Annotated in this window: 19 protein-coding genes; 9 read left to right on the top strand and 10 right to left on the bottom strand. The window is 74.9% G+C overall.

The genetic code is table 11. The features are described from left to right. Positions 1–110 precede the first annotated feature (110 nt). The 3 genes from AB0O29_RS28145 to AB0O29_RS28135 all read left to right on the top strand — a co-directional run bounded on the left by AB0O29_RS28145 (position 111) and on the right by AB0O29_RS28135 (position 3,745). The gene (locus AB0O29_RS28145; RefSeq protein ID WP_365156704.1) at positions 111–695 is read left to right on the top strand and encodes an SGNH/GDSL hydrolase family protein; all 585 of its coding nucleotides are present in this window, start codon (positions 111–113) and stop codon (positions 693–695) included. Between the two features lie 192 nt (positions 696–887). Further along, positions 888–1,949 carry a betaine/proline/choline family ABC transporter ATP-binding protein gene (locus AB0O29_RS28140; protein ID WP_365156707.1) on the top strand — a complete coding sequence of 354 codons (1,062 nt, stop codon included), beginning with the start codon at positions 888–890 and terminating at the stop codon, positions 1,947–1,949. Next, positions 1,949–3,745 carry an ABC transporter permease/substrate binding protein gene (locus AB0O29_RS28135; RefSeq protein WP_365156701.1) on the top strand — a complete coding sequence of 599 codons (1,797 nt, stop codon included), beginning with the start codon at positions 1,949–1,951 and terminating at the stop codon, positions 3,743–3,745. The genes AB0O29_RS28140 and AB0O29_RS28135 overlap by 1 nt, the downstream gene beginning before the upstream one ends. 94 nt (positions 3,746–3,839) lie before the next feature. Here AB0O29_RS28135 and AB0O29_RS28130 read toward each other — a convergent pair whose 3' ends face one another. Next, the gene (locus tag AB0O29_RS28130; RefSeq protein ID WP_365156698.1) at positions 3,840–4,373 is read right to left on the bottom strand and encodes a MarR family winged helix-turn-helix transcriptional regulator; all 534 of its coding nucleotides are present in this window, start codon (positions 4,371–4,373) and stop codon (positions 3,840–3,842) included. Between the two features lie 149 nt (positions 4,374–4,522). Here AB0O29_RS28130 and AB0O29_RS28125 point away from each other — a divergent pair, with 149 nt between their 5' ends. Next, a complete protein-coding gene (locus AB0O29_RS28125; protein ID WP_365156695.1) occupies positions 4,523–5,584 on the top strand; it encodes an alkene reductase in 1,062 nt (353 codons plus the stop codon). Here AB0O29_RS28125 and AB0O29_RS28120 read toward each other — a convergent pair. Both AB0O29_RS28120 and AB0O29_RS28115 read right to left on the bottom strand, forming a co-directional pair. After that, positions 5,569–6,420 (bottom strand): alpha/beta hydrolase, encoded by an 852-nt coding sequence (locus AB0O29_RS28120; protein ID WP_365156693.1) that lies wholly within the window; start codon positions 6,418–6,420, stop codon positions 5,569–5,571. The two genes, AB0O29_RS28125 and AB0O29_RS28120, sit on opposite strands and share 16 nt — an antisense overlap. Positions 6,421–6,600: 180 nt before the next feature. Continuing rightward, positions 6,601–7,617 carry a zinc-binding dehydrogenase gene (locus AB0O29_RS28115; protein WP_365156690.1) on the bottom strand — a complete coding sequence of 339 codons (1,017 nt, stop codon included), beginning with the start codon at positions 7,615–7,617 and terminating at the stop codon, positions 6,601–6,603. A 116-nt stretch (positions 7,618–7,733) separates the two neighbouring features. Here AB0O29_RS28115 and AB0O29_RS28110 point away from each other — a divergent pair, with 116 nt between their 5' ends. After that, positions 7,734–8,342 (top strand): ABATE domain-containing protein, encoded by a 609-nt coding sequence (locus tag AB0O29_RS28110; protein ID WP_365156687.1) that lies wholly within the window; start codon positions 7,734–7,736, stop codon positions 8,340–8,342. Between the two features lie 73 nt (positions 8,343–8,415). After that, positions 8,416–9,027, top strand: coding sequence for a GPP34 family phosphoprotein (locus tag AB0O29_RS28105; RefSeq protein ID WP_365156684.1), 612 nt, complete (start codon positions 8,416–8,418; stop codon positions 9,025–9,027). A 10-nt stretch (positions 9,028–9,037) separates the two neighbouring features. Here AB0O29_RS28105 and AB0O29_RS28100 read toward each other — a convergent pair whose 3' ends face one another. Next, positions 9,038–9,937 (bottom strand): virginiamycin B lyase, encoded by a 900-nt coding sequence (locus AB0O29_RS28100; RefSeq protein WP_365156681.1) that lies wholly within the window; start codon positions 9,935–9,937, stop codon positions 9,038–9,040. A 108-nt stretch (positions 9,938–10,045) separates the two neighbouring features. On the opposite strand from AB0O29_RS28100, the gene AB0O29_RS28095 reads away from it, so the two are divergent. Together AB0O29_RS28095 and AB0O29_RS28090 are read left to right on the top strand one after the other, a co-directional pair. Next, positions 10,046–10,675 (top strand): TetR/AcrR family transcriptional regulator, encoded by a 630-nt coding sequence (locus tag AB0O29_RS28095; protein ID WP_365156678.1) that lies wholly within the window; start codon positions 10,046–10,048, stop codon positions 10,673–10,675. Between the two features lie 52 nt (positions 10,676–10,727). After that, a complete protein-coding gene (locus tag AB0O29_RS28090; protein WP_365156675.1) occupies positions 10,728–11,279 on the top strand; it encodes a hypothetical protein in 552 nt (183 codons plus the stop codon). Between the two features lie 26 nt (positions 11,280–11,305). Here the strand turns inward: AB0O29_RS28090 and AB0O29_RS28085 are convergent, their stop codons facing one another. Genes AB0O29_RS28085 through AB0O29_RS28060 form a run of 6 tightly spaced genes read right to left on the bottom strand, consistent with a single transcriptional unit; the run spans position 11,306 to position 17,823 of the window. Continuing rightward, positions 11,306–12,826: a HAMP domain-containing sensor histidine kinase gene (locus tag AB0O29_RS28085; protein WP_365156672.1), complete on the bottom strand. Its 1,521-nt coding sequence runs from the start codon at positions 12,824–12,826 to the stop codon at positions 11,306–11,308. A 1-nt stretch (position 12,827) separates the two neighbouring features. Beyond that, the gene (locus tag AB0O29_RS28080; RefSeq protein WP_365156669.1) at positions 12,828–13,553 is read right to left on the bottom strand and encodes a response regulator transcription factor; all 726 of its coding nucleotides are present in this window, start codon (positions 13,551–13,553) and stop codon (positions 12,828–12,830) included. A gap of 19 nt (positions 13,554–13,572) precedes the next feature. After that, entirely contained in the window at positions 13,573–14,367 is a 795-nt protein-coding gene (locus AB0O29_RS28075) for a DUF5666 domain-containing protein (RefSeq protein ID WP_365156666.1), read from the bottom strand. A gap of 32 nt (positions 14,368–14,399) precedes the next feature. Next, entirely contained in the window at positions 14,400–15,617 is a 1,218-nt protein-coding gene (locus AB0O29_RS28070; RefSeq protein ID WP_365156663.1) for an ABC transporter permease, read from the bottom strand. Beyond that, a complete protein-coding gene (locus tag AB0O29_RS28065) occupies positions 15,614–16,474 on the bottom strand; it encodes an ABC transporter ATP-binding protein (protein ID WP_365156661.1) in 861 nt (286 codons plus the stop codon). The genes AB0O29_RS28070 and AB0O29_RS28065 overlap by 4 nt, the downstream gene beginning before the upstream one ends. Beyond that, complete coding sequence (locus tag AB0O29_RS28060; protein WP_365156658.1) at positions 16,471–17,823, bottom strand: biotin/lipoyl-binding protein; 1,353 nt, start codon at positions 17,821–17,823, stop codon at positions 16,471–16,473. Before AB0O29_RS28060 ends, AB0O29_RS28065 begins: the two co-directional genes overlap by 4 nt. Before the next feature lie 265 nt (positions 17,824–18,088). On the opposite strand from AB0O29_RS28060, the gene AB0O29_RS28055 reads away from it, so the two are divergent. After that, positions 18,089–18,649: a hypothetical protein gene (locus tag AB0O29_RS28055; protein ID WP_365156655.1), complete on the top strand. Its 561-nt coding sequence runs from the start codon at positions 18,089–18,091 to the stop codon at positions 18,647–18,649. Positions 18,650–19,107 lie beyond the last annotated feature (458 nt).

The raw sequence follows: 19,107 nt of genomic DNA, 5'->3' as shown, positions 1-19,107 counted from the left end.
GCGACGGCCTACGTCCTCGAACTCGCCCCGGAGGGGGGCGGGCCCCGCGCCACGTTCGTCGCGACCGCCGCCAACATGGGCGGCCTCGGCTGCGGCCCGGCGAGCACGTCGTGGCCGTCGGCGAGAGCACCACCGCCGACCGCCTCTCCTGGTTCGAGATCCTGCGGCACCTGCTCCCCGAGGACGTCCGCCTCACCAACCTCGCCGTGTCCGGCAGTACGACGACCCAGGCCCTCGCGAACGTCCCGCTGCTCGCGTCCCGGCGGCCCGACCTGGTGCTGTGCATGCTCGGGGCCAACGACGTCCAGCGGCTCGACGGTATCCCCCTGGTCGCCCCCGACGAGACCCGCCGCACCCTGCGGGCCCTGCGCGACCTGACGGTGCGCCGGACCGGAACCCGCTGGATCTGGCTCACCCCGACCGGCGTCGACCCCGGGCGCGTCGCCCGGTACGAGCACTTCCGGCGGGCGGGGCTCGGCTGGGACGGGGCGGACCTCGACGCCGTCGCGGAACTCCTGCTCGCGGAGCCGGAGACCACGGTCGACACCCGCGCCGCCGCGCGCGGCCACCTGGAGGAGGACGGCGTCCACCTCACCCCGGCCGGCCAGCAGCGGGTCGCGGCCGCCCTGCTCGACGCGCTCGGACGGAGTGACCCGGACCACCCCACGCCGGGCCCGGAGGCGGCCGACACGTGAGGTACCTCACCCTCGCGTTTGCTGAGGTGAATGCCGGGCAGGTGGGCCGCTGGAGCGGAACCCTGCGCTCCGGCCCCTCGGGCCGGCGCGGGGCGCACGCGGGCCGATCCCGTCCCGCTCCGCGGCCGCCGCCCCCGGTCCCCTCCGGACCGAGGGCGGCGCGCCGTCTCAGGTACGACCCGTGAGGTGTATGTGTCCACGCTCCAGACCGAGCACGTGTACAAGGTGTTCGGAAGGAACCCCGATGACGCGGCGGCCGCGGTCCGCGCGCTGGAAGGGGGCGCCGACCGCGCGGCCTTGCGCGCCGACGGCGCGACGGCCGCCGTGATCGACGTCTCGTTCAGAGTGGAACCGGGCCAGATCTTCGTCGTCATGGGCCTGTCGGGATCCGGCAAGTCCACCCTCCTGCGCATGCTCAACGGGCTCCTCGATCCCACCTCCGGCCGCGTGCTCTTCGACGGCGAGGACCTCACCGCCCTCGACCCCCGCGCACTGCGCCGCGTCCGCTCCACCAAGATCAGCATGGTCTTCCAGCACTTCGCGCTGTTCCCGCACCGCAACGTCCTGGAAAACGCCGGCTACGGACTGGAGGTCCAGGGCGTCCCCCGGGCCGAGCGCGAGCGCAGGGCCGCGGAGGCCCTGGAGCTGTGCGGGCTCGGCGGCTGGGAGACGTCCTGGCCCGACGAGCTCTCCGGCGGAATGCAGCAGCGCGTGGGCCTGGCCCGGGCCCTGGCCACCGACGCCGACCTGCTGCTGATGGACGAGTCCTTCAGCGCCCTCGACCCGCTGATCCGCCGCGACATGCAGGACCAGCTCCTCGAACTCCAGCGCACCCTGAAGAAGACCATCGTCTTCATCACCCACGACCTCAACGAGGCCATGCGCCTCGGCGACGGCATCGCCGTCATGCGCGACGGCCGCGTCGTCCAGCAGGGCACCGCCGAGGACATCCTCACCCGCCCCGCCGACGACTACGTCGCCTCCTTCATCCAGGACGTCGACCGCTCCCGCGTGCTCACGGCCGACGCCGTCATGGCGCCCGCCCCCGCCGGCGCCGACGCGTGCGGCTGCCCCACGGTGAGCGCCGACACCCCGCTCGCCGACGTGTGCGCCGTCAGCGCCCGCGTCCCCCACCCGGTCGCCGTCACCGGAGCGGACGGCTCCGTCGTCGGCTCCGTGCCGCAGGGCCGCCTCGTCGGCTTCATCGGCGACGAGCGTCGGCCGCCGGTGCGCTGCGCGGAGGTGGCCGCCTGATGCCCCGCCTGCACCTCGGTGCCTGGGTCGACGCCGGCGTCGACTTCCTCCAGCACCGCCTCTCCTGGCTGTTCGACGCCATCGGCTCCCTCGTCACCGGTCTCGACGACGGCATCGACGCGGTCCTGTCGGCTCCCGCCCCGCTGCTGCTCGCGGGCATCCTCGCCGTCGCCGCCTGGTGGCTGCGCGGCCTGCTCGCCGGCCTGCTCGCCTTCGCGGGCCTCGCGCTCGTCGACTCCCTCGGCCTGTGGTCCGAGGCCATGTCCACGCTGTCCCTGGTCCTGGTCGCCACCCTCATCACCCTGGCGATCGCCGTCCCGCTGGGCCTGCTCGCCGCGCGCTCCGACCGCACCAGCGCGGTCCTGCGCCCCGTGCTGGACTTCATGCAGACCATGCCGGCCATGGTCTACCTGATCCCCGGCGTCATCTTCTTCGGCGTGGGCGTCGTCCCCGGCATCATCGCCACGATCATCTTCTCGCTGCCGCCCGGCGTGCGGATGACCGAACTCGGCATCCGCCAGGTCGACGGCGAACTCGTCGAGGCCGCCGAGGCCTTCGGCACCGCCCCGCGCGACATCCTGTTCCGCCTCCAGCTGCCGCTCGCCCTGCCCACGATCATGGCCGGCGTCAACCAGGTGATCATGCTCGGCCTGTCCATGGTCGTCATCGCCGGCATGGTGGGCGGCGGCGGACTCGGCGGCGCCGTCTACCGGGCCATCGGCAACGTCGACATCGGCCTCGGTTTCGAAGCCGGCGTCTCCATCGTCATCCTGGCCATGTACCTCGACCGGATGACCGGCGCCCTGGGCCGCCAGGTCTCCCCGCTCGGCCGGCGCGCCCTGGCCGGAGCCCGGTCCGCCGCCGGCGGGGCGGCCCGCCTCTGGGGCCACCGCCCCCAGCCCGTCCAGGCCGTCACCGGTGTCGTCGTCCTGGCCCTGGCCGCCGGCGCCCTCAACGCCTTCGGCGGTACCGGCGAGGACCGGGACGGCCCGGTCGGCGCCGCGAACACCGGCAAGGGCCGCACCGTCTCCCTCGGGTACATCCCGTGGGACGAGGGCATCGCCTCCACCTACCTCTGGAAGGAGCTCCTGGAGGAGCGCGGCTTCAAGGTCGACGCCCGCCAGCTGGAGGCCGGGGCCCTCTACACCGGCCTCGCCGGCGGCGGCATCGACTTCCAGACCGACTCCTGGCTGCCCGTCACCCACGCCCAGTACTGGGAGAAGTACGGGAGCAGGCTGGAGGACCTCGGCTCCTGGTACGGCCCGACCTCGCTGGAGCTGGCCGTCCCCTCGTACATGAAGGACGTGCGCTCCCTCGCCGACCTCAAGGGGAAGTCCGCCCTGTTCAAGGGCAGGATCATCGGTATCGAGCCGAGCGCGGGGGAGATGTCGATCCTCAAGGACAAGGTCCTGGGGGAGTACGGGCTCGACGGCGAGTACCAGGTCGTCGACGGGTCGACGCCCGGCATGCTCGCCGAGCTGAAGCGGGCCTACGCCAAGCACGAGCCCGTCGCCGTCGTGCTGTGGTCCCCGCACTGGGCGTACTCCTCCTACGAGCTGACCAAGCTCGAAGACCCCAAGGGCGCCTGGGGCAAGGGCGACGGCATCCACACGCTCGCCCGCAAGGGGTTCGAGCGGGACGAGCCCGAGGTGGCGCGCTGGCTGCGCGAGTTCAAGCTCACCGAGCAGCAGCTCACGGGGCTGGAGGCGAAGATCCAGCAGACCGGCAAGGGCAAGGAGCAGCAGGCGGTCCGCGCCTGGCTGAAGGAGAACCCCGACGCCGTGAAGCTCAGCTGACACCCCGTCGCCGGCGGCAGCCGGCGCGCCGAGGGCGCCGCGCGCGTGGACCCGTACGGGATCCGCCCGCGCGGCGCCCTCGCGCGTACGCCCCTCAGCAGCCGCCGGTCTCCTCCCGGCACTGGGGATCGGCGGCCGCCCGGGCGACGAGCGCGGCCTCCACCTTCCGCAGCAGCCGCAGCAGCTCCGCGCCCTCGGCGGCGTCGAGTCCGTTCAGGGTCTGGTGCTCCAGCTCGGCCCAGGCCTCCCGGACCTGCTGGTGCAGTCCGCAGCTGGTCTCCGTGGCCTCGACCAGGGACGCCCGTCGGTCGGCCGGGTCGGGGCCGCGGCGGACGTGCCCCGCCTGTTCGAGGCGCTGGAGCATCTTCGTCACGGTGGACGGATCCAGGCCCACGCTCTTGATCAGCTCCGACTGGCGCACGGGCCCGTTGTCCCACAGGTGCATCATCAGGAACTCCTGCCCCGGATGCAGGCCCAGGTCCCGCAGCAGCCGTCCGGCCGCGATGCGGTGCAGCCGGGCCACCCGGCTGACGGCGTGGCTGACCGGCCCGTCCAGCACCGCGCTCGGCGGCCCCGGACAGCCCTGCGGCACCGGGTCGCCCTGTCCCTGGGTGGCATGCGTGGTCATGGTCCGGCTCCTTCGTCCCGTCGTCCGGCCGCCCGCGTCCCGGCTCCGGCACTGCCACGGAAAACTTTACCTTGGCCGGCCAAGTAAAGGGTGTACGGTGAGCGTCGAGACCAATCATTGGTCGACCAATTAATTCTGTGAGGGCAGTCATGACCAGTGCTTTCGACCCGATCGACGTAGCCGGCACCGCGCTCGCCAACCGCATCGCCATGGCCCCGATGACGCGCAGCCGCGCCGCCGCGGGCGGGGTGCCGACGGAGCTGACGGCCGAGTACTACGCCCAGCGCGCCTCGGCCGGCCTCGTGATCACCGAGGGGATCCAGCCCTCGGCCGTGGGCCAGGGGTACCCGTTCACCCCGGGGCTGCACAGCGCCGAGCAGATCGCCGGCTGGCGCCGGGTCACCGACGCGGTGCACACCGCCGGCGGCCGGATCTTCGCGCAGCTCATGCACACCGGCCGGATCGGCCACCCGTCCCTGCTCCCCGAGGGCCTCGTCCCGGTCGGCGCCTCGCCCGTCGCCGCCCGCGGCCAGGTCTTCACCGCCGACGGCCCCCGGGACTTCGTCACCCCGCGCGAGCTGACCGCCGCCGAGATCCGCGAGACCGTCGCCGACTACGCGAGCGCCGCCCGCAACGCCGTCGAGGCCGGCTTCGACGGCGTCGAGCTGCACGGCGCCAACGGCTACCTGATCCACCAGTTCCTGGCCCCCGGCAGCAACCGGCGCACCGACGAGTGGGGCGGCACCGTCGAGAACCGCGTCCGCTTCGCCGCCGAGGTCGTGGCCGCCGTGGCCGCCGAGATCGGCGCCGACCGCACCGCGCTGCGGATCTCGCCCGGGAACGGCTTCAACGACATCGACGAGCCCGACCCGCGCCCCGTGTACGAGGCCCTGGTCAAGGAGGCCGACCGGCTCGGCCTGGCGTACCTGCACATCATGGAGCCCGCCGGCACCCGCGAGATCACCCTGGCCCTGCGCGGGCTGTTCACCGGCCGGCTCGTCCTCAACCCGGCCACCGAGGGCCCCACCGACCACCGCGCGCTCGCCCTGATCGACGAAGGCGTCGCCGACCTCGTCGCCTTCGGCAGCCTCTTCATCGCCAACCCCGACCTGCCGGCCCGGCTGCGCGCCGAGGGCCCGTACAACACCCCGGACACCGGCACGTTCTACGGCGGCGACGCCCGCGGCTACACCGACTACCCGACGCTGTAGGGGGAGGGGCCGAGTTCTCCGGGGACGGGCGCGAGGGCCCAGTCGAGCGCGAGGTCGGCGACGGCCTCCCAGCCCTCCTCGCCGCAGGTGTAGTGGCTGCGGCCCTCGAACAGCCGGTAGGCGGTGACCGCCGGGGAGCGCTCGGCGTTCTTCTCGTAGTTCTCCCGCTGCACGGCGGGCGGCAGGATGTTGTCGTGGCCGCCCGAGATGAACAGCAGCGGGGCGCGGTCGCCGTTCGTGAAGTCGTACTCCGTCGCCGCGTGCGGGGTGAGGTTCGCGAAGCCGCCCTGGAACAGCATCCGCCCGGACACCGGGACGACGTAGCGGTCGTAGACCGCCTTGGACTCCTGCGGCGTCAGGTTGTTGGTGAAGGCGTAGTGGAACTCCTTCTCGGTGATCGGTACGGCGCGGCTCCTGTTGGCCGGGTTGTGCAGGACGGGGAAGGTGGCCTTGATCTCGCTGAACGGCAGCGCCTTCACGCCCTTGACCGCCGCACCGTCGATGGAGACCCCGGCCGCGCCGTATCCGGCCCCGACGAGGAGCTGGGCGAAGGCCCCGCCGAAGGAGTGCCCCATGATGACCGGCCTGGTGGCGAGCGCCGCGATGACCTCCGCGAGGTGGTCGAAGACCTCGCGCACGCCCAGGCCGGCCAGCGGGGACGGGTCCGCGCGCAGCCCCTCGACCCCGGCGGTGCCGGGTGCGATGCCCGGGTAGCCGGGGGTGATCACCTTCAGGCCGCGCCGCTCGTAGTGGGCGACCCAGTGCTCCCACGACAGCGGGGTCATCCAGAGCCCGTGGATGAGGACGACGGTGTCCGCGGCTGCTTCTCGTTCCATGTGCCCGATCCGAATCCTCACGGCGCGGCGGCACGACGGCCCGCGGCCGCCGGCACGGCGTCCGGACTGCCCGTCCCGCGGCAGCCGGCCGGCGGTTGCACCGGCTCGTTCCACGCTAAGCGGGATGCCGGGGCCGGGCCAGGCGGGCCGTACGGTCCCTCCCGTGCGACGGCCCCCGCGTCACCGGGCGGCGTGCGCCGAGGTGGTGAGGACGATCTTCCCCCGGTTCTCGCGCCGTTCCAGCCGCTCGTGGGCCTCGCTCGCCCGCTCCAGCGGCAGGACCGTTTCCACCGGCACGCGGAAGGTGCCGTCGGCGACGCGGGCGGCGATCTCCCGCAGGTCCGCGCGCGGGTCGTAGCCGTGCTCCAGCAGGCCGGTGAGCTGGAAGCCGTGGACGGAGACGTTCTTCGGGTAGAAGTCGCGGGTGTCGATGGGGCTGGGCTCCAGTGCGACGTTGGCCAGCGCCACGACGCGCCCCGCGTGGCCCGCCATGCGCAGGCTCTGCCGGAACACCCGGCCGCCGACGGTGTCCAGCACGACCTCGGCCCCGCGCCCCCCGGTCAGCCGCCCGACCTCCTCCACGAGTCCCTCCCCGGGGTGCTCCGAGAGGTCGACGGCGGTGTGGGCGCCCAGCCGGGCGGCCAGGGCGGCCTTCCGCGCGGAGCTCGCCACGGCGATGACCCGGGCGCCGGCCGCGGCGGCGATCTGCACCGCAGCGCTGCCGACGCCGCTGGCCGCCGCGTGGACCACCACGGTCTCCCCCTCGGCGACCCGGGCCAGCCGGTGCAGGCAGTACCAGGCGGTCAGCCAGGCCACCGGCAGGGCCGCGGCCTCGGTCGGGCCGAGCCCGTCCGGCAGGGCGGCCACCCGCCCGACGGGCACCGCCGCGAGCTCCGCGTAGAAGCCGGGGGCGTTCGCGGCGCCGAGCGCCATGACCCGGCTGCCGACCCGGATGCCGTCGACGTGCTCCGCCCCGGGCCCGAGGGCGACCACCGTGCCGGCCGCCTCCAGCCCGGGGAGCAGCGGCGGGCGTCCGGCCCGGTGGTAGGAGCCGGCCCGGGTGAGCGCGTCGGCGCGGTTCACCCCGGCCGCTTCCACGCGCAGGAGCACCTCGCCGGGCCCCGCCACCGGGTCGGGCAGCTCGACCGGAACCAGTACCCCGGGGCCGCCGAACTCGTCGATCCGTACCGCTCGCATGCCGCGCTCCGCTCCGTGTGGACGCCGTGGGAATCCGCTCAACCTGTTGAACCGGTTGAACAGGTGTCACCATGCGACACCGCACGAACAGGTGTCAAGGGAGTAGAGTCGGCGGCATGGCACCTTCACCCGCCCCCGACCGGCTCGCGTTCCCGTTCATCGGGGGCCGCCACTGCCTGAACTTCCTGGCCACCCTCGGCAAGCGGCACACCGAGCCCTTCGACCGGCTCACCGAACCCGCCGCGCTGGCCCGCTGGATCGGCGAGGCCGGCCTGCGCGGGGCCGGCCCGCAGGAGGCCGCCGTCACCGGCCCCCAGCTGACCGCCGCCCGGGAGCTGCGCGAATCGCTCCACCGGGTCCTCGCGGCGGCGATGGAGGGCCGGACCCCGGACGCGGACGACCTCGACCGGGTCAACGCGGCGGCCGCCCACCCCGATCTCGCCCCGCGGCTCGCCTTCGACCCGGCCGGACGACCCGCCCTCGACCGGGCGGGCGGCGCGGCGCGCCACGACGTACGGGCCGCCCTGTCGACGGTGGCGCGCGACGCGGTGTCGCTGATCGGGGGCCCGCTGCTGACGCGGGTCAAGGAGTGCGAGAACCCGGAGTGCTCGCTGCTGTTCCTCGACGACTCCCAGGCTCGGCGCCGCCGCTGGTGCTCCATGGACCGCTGCGGCAACCTCGCCAAGATCGCCAACTACCGCTCCCGGACCCGGCGCGACACGTGAAAGACCGGTGACCGCACGGTCCGTGGGGCCGGCTGCGCCTACCATCGGTGGTTGTCTGCGAGGGGAGCCGTACATGAGCACCGCGAAGGACCTGTTCGTCATCGCGCTGGACCCGGAGGCGGAGCGGGCCGTGGGGCAGGGAGACCTGTCACTGGCCCTCGCGGGGGCGGAGCTGATCGATCTGATCGCCGCGCGGACCGTCACCCTGGACGGCGACCGCATCGTGCCGGCCGGCACCGAAGCCCCCGACGACCGCCTCCTGGCCGAGGCGGCCTCCGCCCTCACCCGCCGGGCGCCCTACGAACGGGTCGACGACTGGCTGTGGCGGCGGGGCCGCGACCTCGCCGGCACCTACCTGGCCTCCCTGGAGGAGGAGGGGCTGCTCGTCTGCACGCGGGGCGGCCGCTCGCCGTTCGGGGCCGGCCGGGTCGAGCCGGCCGACACCCCCGAGCGGCGGCGTGCCCTCGACCGCCGTGCCGCGGACGAACCCGTGCTGGCCGTCCTCGCCTCGGCCGTGGGCCTCGACGAGGCGCGGGGCGGGGCCGAGCCGGAGGCGGACCCCGGGGGCGAGGCCGTCACCACCGTCCTGGCCGTGGTCCACGACGCGGTGATGGAGCTGGAGGCCGTACGCCAGAGGCGGTCCATCGAGAACGCGGCCTTCGCCAACGTCTGGCGCGCCCCCTGACCCGGCGGGGTCAGGGCGTGAAGCGGGCGACGGCCCCCGCCTCCAGGGCGATGTAGAGGTCGCCGTCGGGGCCGAAGGCGAGGCCGTGCGGTTCCGGCGCCGGGGCGCCGGGGGCGGCGTCGGCCGGCAGCGGATGGCCGGTCACCCGCCCGTCCGGGGTGATCCGGCCGAGCCGGCCCGTGCCCCATTCGGTGTACCAGCAGCCGCCGTCGGGCCCGGCGACGACGGCGTGCGGGCGGCAGCCGGGGTCGGCGAGCGGGAACTCGGTGACGGTCCCGTCCGGGAGCATCCGGCCGATGCGGCCGGCCCCGATCTCGGTGAACCACAGCGCCCCGTCCGGGCCCGCCGCGATGCCGACGGGCGCGGCGCCCGGGGTCGGCAGCGGGAACAGGGTGACGTCTCCGTCGCAGGTGATGCGGCCGACGGCGTCGGCCTGGTTGAGGGTGAACCACAGGGCCCCGTCGGCGCCCGCGGTGATGAAGGCGGGGAAGGCCCCCTCGACGGGCAGCGGGAAGGCGGAGACCTGCCCGTCGACCGTGATCCGGCCGATCCCGCCGGTGCCCGAGGCGGTGAACCAGAGCGCGCCGTCGGAGCCCGCGGTGATGCCGAACGGGGCGCTGCCGGGGGGCAGTGCGTGGTCGGCCAGGGTGCCGTCGGGGGTGATCCGGCCGATCCGGTCGTCGCGCATCCGGGTGAACCAGAGGGCGCCGTCCGGGCCCGCGGTGATCACGGAGGGTCCGGATCCCGGGGCGCCGAGCGGGTGCACGGCGCTCCGTCCGCCGGGGTCGAGGCGCAGCAGGGCTCCGGCGTGCACGAGCGTGGCCCACAGGGCGCCGTCGGGTCCGGCGGTGATGCCGTACGGTCCGGCGGCTCCGGGCACCGGGAGGAGGGTGAAGCGGGTCTCGGTCATCGGGCTCCTTGCGGCTCGGGTGCGGGGAAGCGGCGGACATGTGCGACCGCGCGGCCGGTCGCCTCGATACGAGGCTTAATGCGACGGCTGTTGCGTTAAGATCGTGACATGGACTCCACCACACCCGCAACCGCCCTTCCCGGCGGCACCCGGCCCGGCGGCCGCAGCGCCCGCGTCCGGACCCAGGTCCTCGAGGCCACCGGCCGGCTGCTGGTCGAACAGGGCTACGACGCGCTGACCGTGGACTCCGTGGCGGAGGCCGCCGGAGTGCACCGCACCACCGTCTACCGGCGCTGGCGGGACGTCGGCGGACTCCTGGCCGACCTGCTGGAGGCCGCCGCGGACGACACCTGGCGGCCAGCCGACACCGGTTCGCTGGAGGGCGACCTGACCGCGATGAACCGGGAGGTCCTCGACGCGGTGTCCGCCGAACCCTCCCTCACCACGGCCCTGATCGCCGCCTCCTTCAGATCCGCCGAGGCGGCCCGCGCCCTGCGCGCCTTCTGGGAGGACCGCTACGCCCGCTCGGCCGAGGTCGTCACCCGCGCCGTCGAACGCGGCGAGGCACCCCCGGGCACGGCGGCCCGCCCCCTGCTGATCGCGGCCACCGCCCCGCTCTACCAGGAACTGGTCCTGCTGGCCTCACCACCGGACCCGTCCCTCCCCGCCACGTCCGCCCGCGCCGCCGCCCTGGCGGCCCGGGCGGGGGCCTTCACGACGCCGACGGAGGGTGGGTAGGGGGAGTGATCGGCGGTGTGGCAGGCTTCGGGCATGACATACCGAAAGGCCCATGCCGCGTAGGCGTCCCGGCCGGCTCCGCCGGGCGGCACCTCGCCGCGGCCGCCGGCACCAGAGCCAGAAGTCGCCCGCCCGGCGCGCCCTGACGCGGCGGCGGACGCTCCGGTCCATCGCCGCGGAGCAGTGCGTCCTCGCCCTGCTGCTTCCCGATCCCTACCCCCGCTCGCGCGGCTACGTGCTCCACACCCGGCTCATGTGGGAGCACCCGGCCGGACTGTGGGTACGTCTGCGGGAACTGATGGCCGAGCACGGTCTCACTCCCCGCGACAGCGTTCTCGTGTACCTCTTCCCGGACGGGTCCTGCATCGAGACCGGCGTCCTCCTGTCCGGCGCCGGCCGGGTCTACGACTTCGAGCTGACCTACGACCGGGAGGAGCCCGGTGCCTACCGCCGGGCCCGCTTCGCGTACTGGCACGACATCACCGACGGATGGCGATCGAAAGCCTTCGGCAATGAGATCCGCGACGCGTTCGTCTGGCGCCCGCCCGCGGGCCGTACGTTCCTCTCCGCCGATGAGCCCGCCGATGAGCCCGCCGGCCGGTAGCCGACCGCCCGTGGAGGCGGCCGGGCTCAGTGGGCGGTGGGGTGCAGTCGGACGCGGAAGAGTGCGCCCCGGCCCGGTGAGGTGTCCAGTTCGAGGTCGCCCCCGTGGGCCCCGACGAGGGCGGAGGCGATGGCCAGGCCGAGGCCGGCGCCGCCGCCGCCCTGGCGGCTGCGGGAGGCGTCCACCCGGTAGAAGCGCTCGAACACCCGGGCCGCCTCCTCCGGGGTCAGCCCGGGGCCCCGGTCCGCGACCTCGATGACCGGGCGGCCGTCCACCGTGCCCACCCCGATGCGGACCGGTGAGCCCGCGGGCGTGTGGGCGACGGCGTTGCCCACCAGGTTCGCCACCACCTGGCGCAGCCGCGCCTCGTCCCCCTCCACCGGGGCCGGGCCGGGCTGGCCGGCGCCGTCCGGGCCGGTCAGCGTCACCTCGCGGGACGGGTCCAGGGCCCGGGTGTCGTGCAGGGCGTCCACCGCGAGGGTGCGCAGGTCCATCGGGGCCAGTTCCAGGGGGCGCTGCTCGTCCATCCGGACCAGCGTGAGCAAGTCCTCCACCAGCGCCCCGAGGCGCACCGCCTCGCTCTCGATCCGGGCCATGGTCCGCTTGACGTCCGCCTCCTCGGTGAGGGCGCCCATGCGGTACAGCTCGGCGAAGCCGCGGATCCCCGCCAGCGGCGTGCGCAGCTCGTGGCTCGCGTCCGCGACGAACCGCCGCATCCGGCTCTCCGAAGCGGTGCGTGCCGCGAACGCCGACTCGATCTGCGTGAGCATTCCGTTGAGGGCGATGCTCAGCCGCCCGGTCTCGGTGCGCGGCGAGGCGCCGGGGATGCGGTGGGAGAGGGGCCGCCCGGCGGAGATCTCCGCCGCGGTCTCCTCGATGCGCCGCAGCGGCCGCAGCCCCGCCCGCACGGCGAACCAGCCGGCCACGGCCAGCAGCAGCGACACCACCAGGCCGATGATCCGGAAGGCGTCCGCCAGGCTGTCGAGGGTGGAGGTCACATCGGCCAGCGGGGCCGCGACCACCACCCCCGCGGGCAGCGTCGCGTCGTCCCCGTCCACCGGGACGATCAGCACCCACCAGGTGCCGTCGCCGTGGTCGCTCGGCACCTCGAACGGCTTCCCGAGGCGGGCCCGCAGCCCCGCCGCGTCCATCGCGGGCCACAGCGGGCCGGGATCCCCGGCCGCCACCGGCTGGCGCAGCGGCCGCGACACGGTGCCGTCCGGCTCGGCGAAGGCCATCACGTACTGGCTCGGCAGCCACGCCCGGCCGCCGCCCGCGTGCCCGGGATGCGGCTGGGGGAGGCCCTCGGCCCGCACCCGGTGGGCCATCGAGTCGCCGAACCGCTGGAGCTGCTGGTCCACCCGCCCCAGCAGCTGGGCGCGGACGGAACCGAGCACGACCGTGTCGCTGACGGCCAGCCCCAGCGCGACCAGGACCATCGACAGCGCCACGAGCCGGGCCCGCAGGGACAGGGCCGCGAACGGGCGCACGAGCCGGCGCAGCAGCGCCCGGACCCGTGGTGGCCGTCGGAGGATGCGCCGGGCCACGTCAGGCCTGCGGGCGGCGCAGTACGTACCCGATCCCGCGCACGGTGTGGATGAGCTTGGGGGACCCGTCCGCCCCCGAGTCCACCTTGCGGCGCAGGTACGAGATGTACGACTCGACGATGCTGAGGTCGCCGCCGAAGTCGTACGCCCACACGTGCTCCAGGATCTGCATCTTGGAGAGCACCCGGTCGGGGTGGGCCATGAGGTACGCGAGCAGCTTGAACTCGGTGGGGGAGAGGGACACGGGCCGTCCGCCGCGCAGCACCTGGTGCCCCACCGGGTCCAGTTCGAGGTCGCCCGCCCGCAGCCGGCTGTCCCCGCCGGCGGCGCCGGTGCGGCGCAGGATCGCGCGGATCCGCGCGATCAGCTCCTCCAGGCTGAACGGCTTGGTGACGTAGTCGTCGCCGCCGGCCGTCAGCCCGCTGATCTTGTCGTCGACCCCGTCCTTCGCCGTGAGGAACAGCACGGGCAGCTGATCGGCGCCCGGCCCGGTGCCGGCGGCCTCGCGCAGCCGCCGCACCACGGCGAAGCCGCTGATGTCGGGCAGCATGACGTCGAGCACCACCAGGTCGGGCCGCTCCTCGGAGACCGCGGCGAGGGCGTCGGCACCGGTGGCGGCCGAGGTGACCTTGAAGCCGACGAACCGCAGGGAGGCCGACAGCAGCTCCCTGATGTTCGGTTCGTCGTCGACGACGAGCAGGCTCGCCTCGGGCGCGGCCGTGTCCATGCGGTCCTCCCTCTCGGGCTCAGCCCCGGCCGCCGCCCGTGAAGCCCCCCGCGCCGCCCTGCGCGACGGTGGTCGCGGCGACGTCCCCGGAGGCGTTCTGGGTGCCGCGGACGGTCACGGCCTGACCCGGCTGGAGGTCGGAGACCTTGCCGCTCTTGGCCTCGGTGATCTGGGTGTCGGTGTTGGTGGTGACTTTGACGACGTTGCCCTGCGCGTCGGTGACGTACAGGGTGGTGCCGTCGACGAGCTTCACGGTACCGGTGGTCAGCCCGCCCCCGGCGCCCGGGCCGCCCGTCGCACCGCCGAAGCCCTGCCGCTGGCCGCGCTGCCCGGTACCGGTACCGGGGTCCGTCCGGCCCTGGCCCCCGGCTCCCTGACCGCCCGCGCCCTGCCGCTGGCCGCCGCCGGGCGCGGACCCGCCCGTACGGCCCTGGCCGCCCCCGGCGGCGGCGGCGAAGCCGCGGCCCGTCGAGGCGGCGGAGCCCTGCAGGTGGTCCTTCTCCACCAGGGCTCCGCCGGTGAAGGCGAGTCCCGCGACCACGCCGCCCGAGAGCAGCAGGGTCAGCCAGGGCGTCCGCGCCCTGGGCGGAGCGGCGAGTTCCGCCGAGATGTCCCGGGTGTCCGGGGGCTGGGCGAGGATCTGCTCGGGATCCTCGGCCCGGTCGGCGGGCCCGTGCCCGTCCGCGATCCCGTCCGCGATCGGGTCGGTGTCGGCGTGGGCGTCCGCCGAGGCGGTGAACACCTCGGCGAACGGCGTGAACCGCTCCCCTTCCGCCTCGGGCCTCTTCTCCAGATCGGTGCGGCGTCGTGCCATGTCTGCCTCTCCCTGTTCCCGCATGTGCCGGCTCACTCGTGCCGCAGTGCTTCGATGGGCCGCAGGCTCGCGGCCCGGTTGGCCGGATAGCCGCCGAAGAACAGCCCGATCGCCACGGCGATGGCGAAGGCGCCGACGACCGACTCCGGAATGACGACCGGCTTGATGCCGACGATCGTGAAGTGCGAGCCGATCAGCCCGGCCGCGACGCCGAGTCCGCCGCCGATCAGCGACAGCAGCGTCGACTCGGCGAGGAACTGGCCGAGGATGACCCCCCGGGGCGCGCCGATCGCCTTGCGGATGCCGATCTCACGGGTCCGCTCGGTCACCGTGACCAGCATGATGTTGGTGATCCCGATCCCGCCGACCAGCAGGGAGATCGCGGCGACCGCGCCGAGCAGCACCGTGAACGTCTTGTCCGTGGACGCCTGCGCGGTCAGCAGGGAGGCCTGGCTGGCCACCCGGAAGTCCAGGGCGTTCGGGTCCTTGAGGCCGTGCCGCGCCATCAGCACGGTCGTGATCTCGTTCTGCGCGTCGGTCGTCGCGTCCGCGGACTTCGCCTCGACGAGGATCTGCCCCAGCGAGCCGAATCCGGTGAAGGCGTTCTGCACGGTGGGCAGCGGCGCGACCACCACGTCGTCCGGGTCCTGGAACCCGGTCCCGCCCTTGGTGGCGAGGACCCCGACGACGGTGAACGGGGTGCCGCCGAGGACCACCTTGCGGCCGACCGGGTCGGCCGTGCCGAACAGGTCCGTGGCCGTCGTCGAGCCGATCACGGCCACCTTGCGGGAGCCGAGCACGTCGTCCTCGCCGAAGTAGTCGCCCTTGGCCACCTTGCTGTTGGAGGCCTTGAAGTACGCCGGGTAGGTGCCGACGACCTGTCCGACGGTGTGCGAGGTCCCCTCGTACAGCGCGGTCTGCGAGGTGGTGACCTCGGGGGCCACCGACTCGATGTGCGGGGCCGCCGACGGATCGGCCAGCGCCCGCGCGTCCGTGACGGTCAGCGGCTTGGTGCCGGAGGCCGGGCCGGAGCGTCCGCCGCCGTTCCCGCCGCCGGAGGAGACGGTCAGGGCGTTCGTACCGAGCCGTTCGATGGACTCCTTCACGGCCTGCGAGGAGCCGTTGCCGACGGCCAGCAGCAGGATCACGGCGGCCACGCCGATCAGTACGCCGAGCATCGTCAGCGCGGAGCGCACCTTGTTGGCCGCGAGGCCGCCGAAGGCGAAGCGCAGCGTCTGCAACGGGTTCACCGCGCGCCCCCCGCCACCGGGTGCCGCTCGCGCATCGCGGGCGGCGGTCCCGCCACGGGCGCCTGCCGGACGTCCTCGACGATCCGGCCGTCCACCAGGCGCAGGACCCGCTTGGCGTGCCGGGCCACCTCGTCCTCGTGGGTGATCAGGACGACGGTGCGGCCCGAGGCGTTGAGCCGGTCGACCAGCGTCAGGACCTCTTCGGTGCTGTGGCTGTCGAGGTTGCCGGTCGGCTCGTCCGCGAGGAGCATGGCGGGCGCGGTCACCAGTGCCCGGGCCACGGCCACGCGCTGCTGCTGGCCTCCGGAGAGCTCGTTGGGCCGGTGGTTCATCCGGCCCGCCAGGCCCACCAGGGTGAGGGCCGCCTCGGCGCGCCGGCGCCGCTCGGCGGACTTGACGCCCGCGTAGGCGAGCGGCAGCTCGACCTGGGCGAGCGCGGTGGTGCGGGGCACCAGGTTGAAGGACTGGAACACGAAGCCGATCTTCCGGTTGCGCACCAGCGACAGCTGGTGCTCGTCCAGGCCGCCCACGTCGATCCCGTCGAGGAGGTAGCGGCCCGACGTGGGGACGTCCAGGCAGCCCAGGATGTTCATCAGGGTGGACTTGCCCGACCCCGAGCTGCCCATGACGGCGACGAAGTCGCCCTGCTCGATCGTCAGGTCGACCCCGAGCCGCCGCCCCGTGGCGGGGTCGGCCGGACCGCCCAGGGCGTGGACGGCCGCGTCGCCCTGCCCGTACGTCTTGAGCAGCGAGCGGACCTCGATCACGGGCGGCACGGGCCGGTCACCCGGCCCGGGGTCCGCGGCGCCGGACGGCCCCTCGGGGCGGGTCCGGCGCGGCCACAGCGGCGGCGTCATCCGCGGCCACCTCCGCCGCCGCCGGTACGGAAGCCCCCGCCGGCGCCGCCGCCCGTGCCCCCGGCCCCGCCGCGCGTACGGCCGGCGCCGCCGGCGCCCCCGGGGAAGGCACCGCCGGGGAAGCCGCCGTTGCCGGTCGAGGAGACCGCGGCGAGCTGCACCTTCTGGCCCTCGGTGAGCCCGGTGAGGATCTGGTCCGAACCGTCCCCCTCCAGGCCCACGGTGACGGGGGTCCGCGCGGTGGTGCCGTCCGGCTGGACGACGGTGACGCTACGGTTCGTCCCGGTGCCCGAGACGGCGGCGGTGGGGACGGACAGCGCGCCCGAGGCCTCGCCGACGACGACCTGGATGCTGGTGCTGAGCCCGCTGCGCAGGTCGTCGGTGGGACTCGTGATGTTCAGGGTGGCCGCGTACTGCACGGCGCTGCCGCTGCCCGAGTTGCCCCCGCCCGATCCGGAACCGCTGCTCACGGGGAGCGAACTGACGGACAGGACCTGTGCGTTGAGGGTCCTGCCGGACATCGCGTTGAGGGTGACCGTGGCGGCCTGGCCCGGCTTGAGCCGGAGCGCGTCCGCCTCCGAGAAGTTCGCCGTCACCTGCATGCCCGAGGGGTTGGTGAGCACCACGAACCCGGCCAGGGAGGCCGCGGCGGAGGAAGAGGAGGACGAGCCGCCGCCCGAGCCCCCGCCGGCGTTGCCGCCACCGGAGCTCCCGGTGCCGTTCGTGCCCTGGACGGTGTCGCCGGGCTTCGACGAGACGGAGGCGACCGTACCGGCGGCCGGAGCCTTCAGCACGGTCCCGTCCACGGCGCGCTGCGCGGCGTCCACGGCGTTCTGCGCCTGGGTGACCTGGGCGTGGGCCTGGGCCAGCTGCGCCGGGTCCACGGTGGGCGTGGCCGCCGGGGCGGGTGCGGAGCCGGAACGCGAGGAGGACGAGCCGCTGCCCGACGAGGCGGGCACCTGCCCGGCCTCCGCCTTGGTCAGGTTCGCCTGGGCCGCCGTCAGCGAGGCCTCGGCCTGGGCCAGGGTCTCCTTCGCGGCGGTCGCGTCCACCCTGCCCAGCACCTGCCCGGCGGTGACCTTGTCACCCGCCTTGACGTCCACCTCGGTGAGCCGCCCGCCGGTGGTGAAGTTCACCCCGGCGTCGTTGGGAGAGCTCAGGGAGCCCGAGCCGGAGACGGTCGCGAGGACGGTCGCCTTGGTGACCGTGGCGGTCCGCGCACCGCCGCGCGCGGGACCGTCACCGCCACCGGTCACCGCCGCGTAGGCGCCGCCGACGCCCGCGAGGACGGCCACTGCGAGCGTCGAGTTGATCAGGACGGCCCTGCGCCGCCGGGGGAGCACCTTCATGGACGGCATGCTGGCCGCCCGCACTTTGCGGGTTCTGGGAGGTTCCTGGGAGTTCCCTGGGAGCCGCGGGCCCGGCCGAAAGGGACGTACGACCGCGAACGGGGCGTACGGGCCGCCGTACGGGCCGCCGCGGGATCCGCGGCCCGGCCCCCTCCCAGGCAACTCCCAGCCGATGCCCGGCCCGCTCCCACGTCCGCACGGTTGACTCCCCGTCGCCGGTGTGCCGCAGCCGCCGGCGCACCGAGGCCCGAGGAGAGCTACGGACATGTCCTGGACCACCACCGGCCCCGCCTTCCGGGCGGCCCTGTCCGCCGTGCTCCTCGCGGGCTCCGGGCTGCTCCTCGCGGGCTGTGCCTCCGGATCCGGCGGCACGGCCGCGGCGGCCGCCGCCACCACCGCCGCACCGTCGCCGGGCGCCACCTCGATGGACGCCTACCGCCAGTGCCTGGCCCAGCACGGGGTCACCGCCGCCCCCCGCCCCAGCGGTTCACGCGGACCCGGCGGCTGGGGCCAGGGCTCACGCGGTCCCGGCGGCGGACCGTCGGCCGACCCGAAACGGCAGGAGGCCGCACAGGCCTGCGCGAGCCTGCGCCCCCAGTTCGGCGGCGGTCGCGGGGGAGGCGGCGACGGCAGCGCCATGAAGGCGTTCACGAGCTGCCTCAAGGACCACGGCGTGGTCCTGCCCTCCGCCTCCCCGAACGCGCCGGGCATGCGCGGCCTCCCCACCTCCGACCCGGCCTCCGCCCAGGCCTTCGAGACCTGCAAGGCCCTCCTGCCCCAACGCCCCCACTCCACCCCCACCCCCGGAACAAGCCCGTCCGCCTGACCGCCCGCCGCTCCGGCCGGGCCGCCGCACGGGGGACGGCGGAACCGAACACAGCGCCAGCGGCCGGCCAAATCCTGATCAAGGCGGGACGGCCCGGGGAGGCCCGACACGCGGTACCCGCCCCCGCGCGACCCTTGCGCGACGGGCGACTTGACGAGGCCATGGGGGGCTCCGGGGTCTGTTCGACCGCCCCGGCCGGCGCCCCCCGAGGAGTGAACCGGCGACCACCGGGCGGTATCTGTGCAGGCGTGCGGCAACCATTCCCCCCGGGGGCGGCGAACCGCACGACCCCGCAGCACGTGAAACCGAGGCCCCGCCCATGACTTCCCTCCCCTCCGGCCATCCCCTGCCCCCGCTCCCGGACCCGCGCCGCGGCCGGCCGGACCGCGCCGTGCTCCGCGGCGCCCCGGCCCACCCGCCGCGCACCCTCCTCGACGTCTTCGACGCCACCGCCGCCG

This window comes from Streptomyces sp. NPDC089915 (assembly GCF_040684675.1).
In the GTDB taxonomy this organism is placed as follows: Bacteria; Actinomycetota; Actinomycetes; order Streptomycetales; family Streptomycetaceae; genus Streptomyces.
This window is presented reverse-complemented; position numbering and strand designations above follow the sequence as displayed.